This is a genomic window from Kribbella turkmenica, from assembly GCF_004348725.1.
In the GTDB taxonomy this organism is placed as follows: Bacteria; Actinomycetota; Actinomycetes; order Propionibacteriales; family Kribbellaceae; genus Kribbella; species Kribbella turkmenica.
Map to the genome: position 1 here is coordinate 22,912 of NZ_SMKR01000071.1, position 11,846 is coordinate 34,757.

The 11,846-nt window shown below is 69.0% G+C and carries 9 protein-coding genes, 1 pseudogene and 1 riboswitch; of the genes and pseudogenes, 2 read left to right on the plus strand and 8 right to left on the minus strand.

Annotated features, from left to right (window positions below; translation table 11 throughout):
* Positions 1-17 precede the first annotated feature (17 nt).
* Positions 18-1,052, minus strand: a complete 1,035-nt coding sequence (locus E1218_RS17650; RefSeq protein ID WP_132321450.1) for an AAA family ATPase — start codon at positions 1,050-1,052, stop codon at positions 18-20.
* A 260-nt stretch (positions 1,053-1,312) separates the two neighbouring features.
* Here E1218_RS17650 and E1218_RS17655 point away from each other — a divergent pair, with 260 nt between their 5' ends.
* Positions 1,313-2,176, plus strand: coding sequence for a hypothetical protein (locus tag E1218_RS17655; RefSeq protein WP_132321452.1), 864 nt, complete (start codon positions 1,313-1,315; stop codon positions 2,174-2,176).
* Between the two features lie 48 nt (positions 2,177-2,224).
* On the opposite strand, the gene E1218_RS17660 is transcribed toward E1218_RS17655, so the two are convergent.
* The 5 genes from E1218_RS17660 to E1218_RS17680 all read right to left on the minus strand — a co-directional run bounded on the left by E1218_RS17660 (position 2,225) and on the right by E1218_RS17680 (position 8,193).
* Positions 2,225-2,539, minus strand: coding sequence for a DMT family transporter (locus E1218_RS17660; protein WP_132321454.1), 315 nt, complete (start codon positions 2,537-2,539; stop codon positions 2,225-2,227).
* Positions 2,540-2,549: 10 nt separating this feature from the next.
* A riboswitch (guanidine-III (ykkC-III) riboswitch) is annotated at positions 2,550-2,611 on the minus strand.
* A 106-nt stretch (positions 2,612-2,717) separates the two neighbouring features.
* Positions 2,718-3,545, minus strand: coding sequence for an aldo/keto reductase (locus tag E1218_RS17665; protein WP_165949301.1), 828 nt, complete (start codon positions 3,543-3,545; stop codon positions 2,718-2,720).
* 417 nt (positions 3,546-3,962) lie between these two features.
* Positions 3,963-5,570 carry a CocE/NonD family hydrolase gene (locus tag E1218_RS17670; RefSeq protein WP_132321458.1) on the minus strand — a complete coding sequence of 536 codons (1,608 nt, stop codon included), beginning with the start codon at positions 5,568-5,570 and terminating at the stop codon, positions 3,963-3,965.
* A 58-nt stretch (positions 5,571-5,628) separates the two neighbouring features.
* Complete coding sequence (locus E1218_RS17675; protein ID WP_132321460.1) at positions 5,629-6,561, minus strand: oxidoreductase; 933 nt, start codon at positions 6,559-6,561, stop codon at positions 5,629-5,631.
* Positions 6,562-6,732: 171 nt separating this feature from the next.
* Positions 6,733-8,193: a M4 family metallopeptidase gene (locus E1218_RS17680; protein ID WP_132321462.1), complete on the minus strand. Its 1,461-nt coding sequence runs from the start codon at positions 8,191-8,193 to the stop codon at positions 6,733-6,735.
* Between the two features lie 190 nt (positions 8,194-8,383).
* Between E1218_RS17680 and E1218_RS17685 the strand changes: the two genes are divergently transcribed.
* Positions 8,384-9,487, plus strand: a complete 1,104-nt coding sequence (locus E1218_RS17685) for a winged helix DNA-binding domain-containing protein (protein ID WP_132321464.1) — start codon at positions 8,384-8,386, stop codon at positions 9,485-9,487.
* Between the two features lie 389 nt (positions 9,488-9,876).
* Here the strand turns inward: E1218_RS17685 and E1218_RS17690 are convergent, their stop codons facing one another.
* Both E1218_RS17690 and E1218_RS36105 read right to left on the minus strand, forming a co-directional pair.
* Positions 9,877-10,947 carry a M48 family metalloprotease gene (locus E1218_RS17690; protein ID WP_132321466.1) on the minus strand — a complete coding sequence of 357 codons (1,071 nt, stop codon included), beginning with the start codon at positions 10,945-10,947 and terminating at the stop codon, positions 9,877-9,879.
* Positions 10,948-11,004: 57 nt separating this feature from the next.
* Positions 11,005-11,846: pseudogene (locus E1218_RS36105) on the minus strand (hypothetical protein); the annotation flags it as partial.

An 11,846-nucleotide genomic window follows, 5' to 3' on the forward strand; every position in this document is an offset into this window, starting at 1 on the left:
ATCCGGTCGGTCGGGCACTACACGAACTCCGGCCGGCCGGAGCCGTCGTTGCCGTCGCGCCAGACCGGCTGCGGCGGCGGAACGGTGGCCAGGATGCGCTCGATCACGGCCCGCGGGTCGATGTTGTCCGCGACCGCGTCGAACGTCAGGCCGAGGCGGTGACCCATCACGTCCAGCGCGACGGTCTGGATGTCGCTCGGCAGCAGGTAGTCGCGGCCGTGGATCAGCGCGAGCCCCCGGCCGGCCGAGATCAGGCCCAGCGTCGCGCGCGGGCTGACGCCGAGCTCGATGATCGGCTCCAGGTCGGGCAGGTGGAAGTCGGACGGCGTCCGGGTCGCCATCACGAGCCGGACGGCGTACTCCGCGACCAGGTTGTGGACGAAGACCTGCTCGGCCGACCGCTGCAGCTCCAGGATCGTCTCCGGCTTGAGCACCTGCCGCGGCTCCGGCGGGTCGACGCTCATCCGGCGCAGGATCTCGAACTCCTCGTGGCCGCGCGGGTGCGGGACGTCGATCTTGACCAGGAACCGGTCACGCTGCGCCTCCGGCAGCGGATACACGCCCTCGGACTCGATCGGGTTCTGGGTGGCGATCACGATGAACGGCTTCGGCATCGGGAAGGTCTGGCCGCCGATCGACACCTGCCGCTCGGCCATCAGCTCCAGCATCGCCGACTGCACCTTGGCCGGTGCCCGGTTCACCTCGTCGGCGAGGACGAAGTTCACGAACGTCGGGCCGAGCTCGATGTCGAACGCCTCCCGGGTCTGCCGGTAGATCCGGGTGCCGACGATGTCGGACGGGACCAGGTCCGGGGTGAACTGGATCCGCGCGAACGTGCCGCCGACCACCGAGGCGAAGGTCCGGACCGCGAGCGTCTTGGCCACGCCGGGAACGCCCTCGAGCAGACAGTGACCCTTCGCGAGCAGCGAGACCATCAAGGTCTCGACCATGTGCTCCTGGCCGACGATCACCCGCTTGATCTCGCTGACGGCCTCGCCGATCAGCCGGGACTGCTGGGCCACCGATCCAGCCGGCACAGTGGTTTCGGTCATGCCTGTCCTTCCGGGGTCCGCGCTCGGACCGTGGTCAACTCCGTCAACGCGCCGTCGTTCCGGCGTACTCACAACACCGGTCATTCCATCAGATCCCCGGGTCCCCCGGGCGCCGGGCCCACCAGGTCCATCCCTATCCTCCCCGCCCGCTCAAGTCCGCACTCCCCCGGCGGCACGCCGTCACAGCGGGTGAGCACCGCCGCGGCCCGGAATCCGGGTGTGGCGACAGTGCTACCAGGGATGTGGTGGGATTGGGGGTGATGACTGCGACGGAATCCCACACCCAGGCGCGGCCGGCGGATTCGCCGGAGCAGTCGCCTGCCCGGGTCATTCCGGACGCACTGCCGCTGATGCCGGAGGACCCGCCGCGGGTGGGCGGGTTCTGGCTGCGCGGGCGGCTCGGCGCGAACGCGGCCGGCTACCTCTACACCGCCAGCGACGAGCACGGCCGGAACGCCGTGGTCGCGATGATGGCCGAGGGCTCCGCGGACGACGCGGCCGCCCGGGACCGGTTCGTCACCGCGGTCGACGACCTGCCGGACGACGCCGTACTCGCGCACAACGACGGTGACGACGACGACCTGGCGCTCTGGGTCGCGATCGGGCCGATCCGGGAGGACGACGGGTCCAGCGCGGCGTCGGACGAGCGGCTGATCGCGGAGCGTCGCGGAGAGGACGTACTGTCCGCGGTGCTGATGGACCGGATCCCGCAGCTCGGCCGGTTCCGCGGCCCGGACTTCCTGCACTACTGGGAGGGCCGGCGACGTCCCGGGCTGTTCCGGATCTGGCCGCTGCCGTGGCCGAACGCGCTGCGGGCCGCCTCCCGGTGGGCGCTGATGCTGTCGCTGCTCGCGATGGCGATCATCATGGCGCTGGCCGTGTTCCTCGCCTGGCTGCTGTTCCGCAACGCCGAGCCGCTCGAGCCGGAGCCGGTGATCCCGACTCCGACCGGTACGACGACAGTCACGGTGACGCCGACGACGCCACCCCCCGGCACCGGATCGCCGACCGGTCCGCCGACGACAGCGCCGAGCCCGTCGCTGAGTCCGACCACCGGGATTCCGACCGGTGCGCCGGGGACGCCCGGCTCCCCCGGCACGGGTGACCCGCGCGACAGGTTCTGAGCCCGGCCGACAACCCCGGCCGCGATCACGGCTGAGCCGGCCCGGTTCTCAGTGCGCGAGTTTCAGGCCGACGACACAACCGATCAGTCCGCACAACAGGAGGACCTTGACCGCGCTGATCGTCTCTCCACCGGTCGCCATGCCGAAACCGACGGTCAGCGCGGCGCCGATCCCTACCCAGACGGCGTACGAGGTGCCGACCGGCAACTCACGCATCGCGTAGGCGAGGCCCGCCATGCTGAGAACCAGTGCCACGGCGAACGTGAGCGACGGCACCAGTTTGGTGAATCCTTCCGACCGTCCCAGGGCGATGGCCCACACTGCTTCGAGCACCCCGGACAGGACCAACACGAGCCACGACATCTCAGTCTCCTTGGCGCCGTCTTGTCGCACACCGGGTACGGCACCGCTCGTCCGGGGCCCGACCGGGAAACGGTGGACCTGCTCCTCAGCTTAGCCACCGCCGCGACGGTATGCGGTGGCCGGGATCACCGCGCGGCGGTGACTTGCCTCGCACGGAACCCTGGGAGCCGGACTGCCCTCAGGACACCAATCGCAGCAGCTCCGGATCCCGCCAGAGCGTCGCCGGGACCGGCTGTCGGACGAGGGCCGCGTCGGCCCGGATCTCGGCCGGGCTGGCCGCGGCGATGAGGACGGACGTGACCGCGGAATGCCTGGCCGGGAACGCCAGTGCGGCCTGTGGCAGTGAGACGCCGTACCGTTCGCAGACGGCGGAGATGCGGCGGGCGCGGATCGTTGCCGGGTCGCTCGACTGCTCGAGGTGCAGCACCTGCGGGGTGAGGATGCCGGACACGACCACGGACACTCCGCGGGCGAGGCAGCGATCGAGCAGTGGCGTCGCGGACTGGTCGAGCAGCGAGTACCGCCCCGCGAGCAGGACCGTGTCCAGCTCGACGTCGCGCACGATCCGGTCGAGGAGACGCCAATCGCCCGACGCCGCGCCGATCGCCTTGATCACCCCGTCGCGGCGGAGCTCGTCCAGCGCCGGGTACGCCGCCTCCAACGCGGGCCCGTCCGCGAACACGAGATCGACGGCCAGTCCGAGCCGGTCGATGCTCGCGCGCACCGACTGCTGCGCGTCCGCACCGCCGACCTTCGTGGACAGCAGGAACTCGCCCCGAGGCCTTCGCTGCAACGCCGTACCGAGTCGTGGCTCGGCCTCGCCGTACGCCGGAGAGGTGTCGAAGAACCGGATTCCGGCCTGGTACGCCGCGTCGACCGTGGCAACCGCCGCGGTCTCGCCGTCCGGACCTGACGGCTCGCCGAGTCGCGAGCCGCTCAGCCCGAACCGCGGCGGGTGGAACTTCCGCGTAGAGACGGGCGCGAGAGCGTGACTGGGAGCGGCCATCGCACTGTCACCTCCCGTGATCGGCGACCTTCCTTCCAGCATCACGGTTCGGAGACGAGTTCGCATCCCGAAACGGCAGGTGTCAGATGGTGGCGCAGGCCGGGGCGGGGTGCTGATGGTGGTCACGTGGTCGGTAGACCGGTGCTCTGGTCGATGGTGAAGGTGATGACAATGTTGACCACTGGTTGGCGACTGAACATCAGCCTGCCGGCCGGATCGAGCGTGCAGTACCGCGCCCAGTCGCCGCCGCGGGACGTAGCCGGGCGTCGACGTCGCCGGTGAGCCCGACCAGATCAGTTTGTTGCCTAAGGCTCCCATTAGATGCGGTCCGGTGGGCGGCCAGATCCCCTTGGCTCGCGCTGACAAGGTGATTGTCGACAATACGCAGATGGCAGGGCGCGGATCGGCGGGTCGCCCTCATTCGGTCACCGGAACGGTGATCGACGACGGATCGCCGGCCGGCGAACTGAAGGTGACCGTCTCCCCGATCGCACTGCGGCCGAGGTAGCGCGGGTCGACCGTGTCCACCACCAGGACGAGGCGATGACCGGCCGGCACCTCCCAACTGGTCGCCTCCAGCCGGACGTCGACCGGCACCGCCCTGCCCGGTGTCGCCCCGCGCAGCGTGAACGGCTTGTGCGAGATGAGCGAGCCGAGACCGACCGCGTCGACGTCGTACAGATAGGCGAACAGCGACGTGACCCGGCCGGACGGCTTGACCGTCAGATGCAGCTGTGGTGCGCCGTTGACGACGACTCCACTGCGATGGACCGGACCGGACCAGACGCCCGCGAACGAGCGGTCGACCAAGGGAGTCGCAACACCGGTCGGGATCGACAGCAACCCTTGCAGAGCGCCGGAGACGAGCGCGACACCGCTGTCCGCGAGTGTGGGCACACCGGTTCCGATCCCGCTGCTCCAGCCAGTCGCCGGCGTCGTCCGGAAGGCGCCCGTCCGCGACAATCCGGTCGGCCCGGTGAGGTACGCAGTCCGCGGCTCGCCGACGGCTGCCCAGGTCGAGTAACCACGCCAGACCCCGCGCTGGGACTTCAGTTGAACCGGCGCCTCCTCGTCGGCGCCGTTGTCCGCCCCGGTCAGATGGTGGTGCAGCCAGGCAGCGAGTTCGTCCCAGGTCTCGTTCGGCAGCCCGATCGCGCCGGTCGCCTCCGGGGTCGCGTGGTCGCCGTGGGCGAGCAGCAGCCGCTTCGGCCCGGTCAGCCGGGTGAAGAAGTCGGTGTACTGCGTCGGCGGGAAGATCGAGTCCTCGAAGGCGTTCGCGAGGAACACGGCCGGCGTGTTCGCGTTGATCTGGTCGACCACGGTCCTCGCCGACCGGACGGGCGCCAACTGCTTCGCTTCCGCGATCGCTCCGTCGAAGTTCCCGGAGAGGAACTTGGCCTGCAGGGAGGCCATCTCCGGGCCGGGCCGGCCGGTGACGTTGCCCAGGGCAAGCAGTCCGGCGACGGACTGGAGCGCGACGGTGTCGTTCGGGTTGAGCGACGCGATCAGGTCGGCCCAGCCGCTCATCGCGCCGACCACCTTGATCCGCGGGTCCTGCGCGCTCGCGAGCAACACCGTGCCGGCGCCGTACGAGATGCCGACCGCGGCGACTTTCCGGGTGTCGGCCGGCGTGTGCCGATCGGCCCAATCGATGACCTTGGAGACGTCCGCGACCGTCGGCGGGCCGGCGATGTCGATCCGGCCGCCGGTGTCCCAGAATCCCCGGCTCGAGTACGTGATCACCTGGAAGCCGGCCCTCGCCAGTTTCGCGCCCTGACCGACGTACTCGACGTTCGGGACACCCCAGCTGGACGGCATCACCACCAGCGGGAACGGTCCGGCGCCCGGCCCGGTCGGCGTGAGCACGACGGCACCGATCTCGATCCCACCCGCGCCGGGAATGCGCTGGTACGACGTGCTGAAGCCAGCGTCGGTGGCGGCGACTCGGCCCGCTCGCGCGCCGACGGCCGGACCGAACGTGATCAGGGCAAGGACGACCGCAAGAGCGGCGGCGATTCTGCGCACGGGGACGACCTCCGGCTCGGGATTACCGGAGGGTAACCACAAATGTGCCGGAGTGTCACTAGCTCGGCACGGTGAGTGTCGGATTCACACCCGTCGCCTCGACCGACCAGACCCAGAGCCGTTCGGCCAGGGCTGCGTCCTGCGCTGCCCGGGTCGGCGAGGTCGGCTTCGGCGTACCGCGGAACTCGAACCGCGGACCGTAGTACCCGCCGGGCCTCGCCTCCGGGCTCGTCGCCGCGTAGAGAATCGGCCGGGCGCCGGCGGCCGCGGACTGCGCCACCACCTTGTTGATCCCGGCCCAGACGCGGGCCTCGAACGCCCGGCCGGCCAACTCCGGCCCGGCTGCCTGCAGGTGGGTGGACGCGTAGCCGGGATGCGCCCCCGCGCTGAGCAGGTTGGATCGTGCGGCTCGTGCCCGGCGGTCGAGCTCGAGCATGAAGAGTACGTTGGCCAGCTTGGACTTCCCGTACGCGTCCCACTTCCAGTAGCCCTGCTGTGGCTGCCGGAAGTCCGCGGCCGTGAGCCCGCGCGCGGTCCTGTGCATGATCGAGCTGACCGTCACCACGCGCGGATCCGGTGCCTTCAGCAACAAGGGCAGCAGCCGGCCGGTGAGGGCGAAGTGCCCGAGATGATTGGTGCCGAGCTGCAGTTCGAACCCGTCGGCGGTCTGCCGGTACGGCGGCGCCATCACGCCGGCGTTGTTCACCAGCAGGTCGAGCCGGTCGCACGTCTTGCCGACCTGGTCGGCCGCCTTCTCGACGGTGGTCAGATCAGCCAGATCCAGCTCGACGACCGTCGGCTCCCGGTTCGCTGCCCGCGCGAGACCGTCCGCGGCCAGGGCGGCTTTCTCGGGCTCGCGCGCCGCGAGGAGTACATCGGCCCCGTGCTTGAGCAACTCGAGCGCGGTCTCGTAGCCGAGTCCGCTGGTGGCTCCGGTGACGAGCGCCCGACGTCCGGCCAGGTCGGGGATGTCCGCCGTACTCCAGGTCATGGGGCCTCCCGGCGCGGACTGAGGAGCGCCGGGCGCGCAGCGACCGGAGCGACCGGAGCGACCGGAGCGACGAGGGAAGGCCGGGAGTTCGAGCCCCATGAGCCGCGCCGGAGGCGTGGCATGACTACGGTCATGCGCCCACAGTAGCCGTGGGCGCATGACCTGGTGTCGTCAGAGGATCTTGCGGGCTTGGAAGGCCTCCGTGACCTTCGCGGCCGCGGCCTTGCCGTAGAGCAGGCGGGCGGCCTGCACGGTCACCCGGGCGGCGTCGGCGAACGAGGTGTCCGGCGCGTAGAAGAACGTGCCCTCGAGAATCACCTTGTTGGCCTTGTTCCGGCCGAGCGCCTTGTGGATGTCCCAGAGCGCGTGCGACCAGATCTCACCGTCGTCGTGCACCTGGTTGACGATGTCGTCGGTGGTCTTGCCGGTGTCGGTCCGGCGCAGGCAGTGCGGCTCGGTCGAGGTGTACGACGTCGCGTCCCAGTCCATCACGCACGGCAGGTCGAAGTTCCGGCTCACCGGCACCGACATGGTGACGGCCCAGTAGTCGCCGAAGCCCTCGCCGATCGCGCCGGCCTGCAGCGACTCGCCGTACCCGGGGACGACGTCGTCGTGGATCGCGTGGCCGTACTCGTGCCAGATCACCTCGGCGTCCTCGCCGTCGTCGACGCCGCCCTCGCCCATCGTGATGGTGTCGGTCGACGGGTCGTAGAACGAGTTGTCGCCCGCGTAGGTGTTGATCTCGAAGTCCTGCGACTCGTTGTTCACCTCGGTGAAGCCGAGACTGTGGATGTACTCCTGGGTCTGGTTGACCTGGTAGTACGCCATCACCTGCTCGAACCGGTCGTCGTCGCGGTAGTACAGGAACCGGTTGTTCGGGCTCTCGGCCACGCCGCCCTTGGCCGCGACGATGTTGACATACGTGCCCTCGAGCTTGCCGTTGCCGGCCAGGTTCCGCAGTACGACGCTCTTGTGCGCCGGGAACAGCTCGTCGGTGTCGGCGTCGTCCTGGTCGGTCAGCTTCTCGTTCCGCTCACTGACCACCGGGTTCGGGTCGAAGACGATGCCGCGGCCGTCGGCGTGGTCACTGATCACCTTCGACTCCATCAGGGAGCCGGTCTTCGCGTCGACCAGCGACCGGGTGACACCCTGCGCCGACCGGCTGGTGACGTTCCAGACCAGCCGGGCGTTCGGGCCGCCGACGACGGCCAGCTGGGCGGCACCGTCGGTGGCGGTCGGGACCGGGGTCACGTCCTTCTCGGGACCGGCGATCCGGGCCCGGGCGGCACGCGCGGCGACCGCCGCGTTCGCCGACTTGGTCGCCGTTGCCGACGGCACCTTCGCCGTCACGTCCAGGCTCGCCGGGACGGCGTCGCGGCCGTCGGCGATCTGGACGCCACCACCTTTCGTGACGTGCCTGGCGTAGTACCCGTTGATCACCGGCAGGCCCTTGTAGGTCTGCTGGTACCAGAAGTGCTTGCCGAGCAGCGAGGTCTTGGTCTTGATCAGCTTGAGGCCGGACGGATTCGCGGCAGAACTCTCCGGCGCCGCCCCCGCAGCGCTGGTGAAGGACAGCCCCATCGAGACGGTGGCCAGACCGGCAGTGACGACCGCGATCACGCGTTTCGCCATGTGTTCCCCTCCTAGGTAGGCGAGCTGTGTGACGCTACAACTACGATCCGTCGAACCCTAGTTGCCCCGGCAGGCCGGTGGGAAGCAGGAGACCCGACCAGCAAGGGAAATCCTTGGCAGTCGACTGACGGACCGGGGCTGACCGCTTCTCCTCCTAGCGTTTGATCCGTAAACCAGGAGAGGATCAGCCATGTCGAAGTTGAGTCTGCAGGCCCTGAACCGCGCCACCCTCGAGCGCCAGTGGCTGACCGAACGCCGTGACGCCACCGCGCTGGAGACGATCGAGCATCTCGTCGGTATGCAGGCGCAGTCGCCGCTCGCGCCGTACGTCGGCCTGTGGACTCGGCTGAACGACTTCGACCCGGCCGAGCTGGCCGGGCTGATCGAGAACCGCGAGGCCGTCCGCGGTTCGATGATGCGGGCAACGATCCACCTGATGTCGAGCCGGGACTTCCTCGCGTTCCGCCCGCTGATCCAGCCGCGGCTCGAGCGCGAGGTCTTCCAGAACATGACGTACGGCCGGCACCGGCTCGAGGGGCTCGACATCGACGCCGTCCTCGAGGCCGGGATCGAGCGGATGACCGAGGGCCCGGCGACCGCCGTCCAGCTGCGGGACCACCTCGCGCCGCTCTGGCCGGACCGCGAGTCCGCGGCGCTGGCACACGCAGTACGCTGTCTGCTGCCCACCATCCAGACCCCGCCCCGCGGCATCTGGGGCAGGGGCGGCAACCCCGCGATGTCCACCGCCGACCTCTGGCTCGGCGTCCCCGTCGCCTCCGACCCCTCCCCTGACGACCTGGTCCGCCGCTACCTCGCCGCCTACGGCCCAGCCTCCGTCGCCGACGCCCAGAACTGGTCCGGCCTCACCCGCCTCGCCGAGGTCTTCGACCGCCTCGACCTCCGCACCTACATCGACGCCGAATCCGGCCGCACCCTCTACGACCTCCCGGACATCACCCTCCCCGACGAGCACACCGAGATCCCGGTCCGCTTCCTCCCCGAGTACGACAACCTCCTCCTCTCGCACGCCGACCGCACCCGCTGGATCGACACCGCCACCCGCCAGTCCCTCACCCTCCAAGAGGTCCTTACCCGAGGCTCCACCCTCCACAACGGCCGAGCCACCGCCCTCTGGAAACTAACCAAGAACACCAAAACCGAAGCCATCCTGGAGATCCAGCCCATCACCGAACTGACCCGCCGAACCTGGCAATCCATAGAATCCGAAGCCCACAACCTCCTGGCCTTCACCTCCCCCACCGCCACCCATGAGGTACGCCGCATCACCGCCTGACCCATCCATGAGTCGACGAGTACCGCCAGCCACGGTCCGTCAGCCGCACCGTCGGCTAAGGTGCGCCAACACCGTTCCTGCCGATCAAACCGCAGCGCCCCAAACGAATCTCGCCCGTGCACCGCGGTTTGCTACGGCCGGAGGCTGACGAGGAGGCTCCAATCCACCCGCCTTCGAGCGGGCGAGGAACACCGGTGATGGCGGCCCGTCGTTGACGCATGCCGCTTGATCGTCGTGTCCGTCACCTAGTGATGGCCGAACTACTTCGAGAACGGCGGCCGTCGGATCGATCTCGCAACACCCGTCGTGCGCCGGTGGCCCCGAACCTTCGCCGATCAACCCCGGACATGAGGGCGACCCGGCACCCGATCTTGGGTCTCCGGTCCGCCCTAGAACGACTCTCGTGGCAGTGTGGCTGTGGCTCGTTCGATAGTTTGGATTCGCTCCACGAGAGACGGAGTGCTCGATATCAGTTGAGCTCTGCGACTTGTCTCACGGCCAAACATTTGCTGGTTCTGCATCTGCCAGCCGTACAGCACCTGGATGAGGGTCGCCCCGTACCCCATCACCGCCGCCCGCCGATCAGCCTGCTTGACCTGCCAGCGGTTGAGCCACGCAAGGATCGGCGGCGCGATGAACGGCGTCACGAAGAGCAGCGCCGTCACGTATCCGTCGCCGAACGTCAGCACTGCGAACAAGATGCCGGAGTAGGCCAGGATCAGGAAACCTACGACGGCACAACCGACGGCGGGAACCTTTTTCATCAGCTGGACCAGCGCCCGCACTCCGAAGAGTGCACAACGAGCCGGAATCGAGTACCAGAAGTTGAGGAGGCTCAGCCAGGCGCGGCCACCCATGTGGTGACTGACTTCATGCGCGAGCGCTGCCTCCAAGTGCGTGGCGGGCAGTGTGTACAGGGCCCACCGAGTCACCGCCACCGTGTGCCCAGGCGTCGGCGTCGCGTTCACGTCATCCGATTCTTGAATCCAGAGCGAGAACCGGCCGCTGTCGATACCCGCCCGATGGATCACCTGCGGCCACGCCTGCCCCAACCGTTGCTCTTCCACGGCTGTTGGCCGACGCAGCCGGTAGAGATAGCGGGCGATCAGGTCCTCTACCGGGTGGAAGAACGTGACTGCCCCGGACACGATCCACAGTCCAACCAGGATCCAATTCCAACTGCCGAAAACGTTCGAGATCCAGAGGACGATGACAAGGCTCCAGAAGAACCAAGGCACGGCTACGAGCAGCGTTGTAGCTGCAGATACGTCCGGACGTATCACCGATGATTTGTCTTGATGGGCGCTGTTGGTATTCTGGTCGCCGCCCGGGGGCAGTTGGTTCCATGGCGGTTGAGGTGGGCTTTGGGAAGCCGGCGGCATCGAATGCTGATTGAAGGGCTGCCCCGGAGCGGGTCCCACCTCATCACCCGGATTGTTCGGTTCAGTCGGGTGGGTCATCGATCACGTTCCTCCGGACAGCTGGACAATCGCAATGGGCGCACGGTCAAGTGTCCATCAGTACAGGGACACGTGGACGTGGTCGTAATGGCCGCCGGTGGCGTCGGTGGGGCTGTAGACGCCGCCGCCGTTGTAGGGGATCCAGGTGCCTCGGCGGGCGGACCAGATCTTTCCGTACCAGATGACGTAGCGCACGCCGGTCTGGCCGGCGGTCTTGACCGCCCAGTTCGCGATCTGGTCGCCGCGGGCTCGGGCTGGGGACGATCGGCGGGCGTCGGTGCCGACCATGATGTCGCAGGCCTTGCCTCTCGGGTGGTCGCTGGTCGGGTTCCAGACGTGTGCGTCCCAGCAGCTCATGCTGAGGGTGCCGAAGTTCTTGCGGGCCGCGGCGACCCAGGCCGCCGTACGCGGGGTGACCAGGCCGCCTGTTCCGGTCGGGTCGGTGATGGTTTGCTGCTCCTCGGGCCAGACGCCGTTCACCGGTTGACCGGAGATCAGGCCTTCGCCGCCGCAGTCGTCGTCCTGCGCGACGCCTTCGGTCGAACCGGCCGGGGGTGCGCCCGCTCGGCCGGCGTACGGGTTGCCGGCGCGCTCCAGGTCGATGCCTGCGGCCGCCGCGATCTGGCGGGCCTCGCGCTCTCGCGTGGCGTAGCGATCTGGGAATGCGGACACCTGCACTCGCTGGGCCGCGTCTCCGAGGGCCATCGACGGCCAGCCGTCGATGTCCACCAGCCCGGGCGGATCCGGCTTCTCCTGACCACCGAAGAAGGCCTTGATCGCGTACTCCGGCCCGGGATCCTTTGTGATCTGTTCAACTGACCCCCATCCCGCCCCGGGCCGCTGCTGGAAGAGCCCGACCGAGTCTGCGTCGCCGTAGGTCAGGTTCTGCAGATCGGACC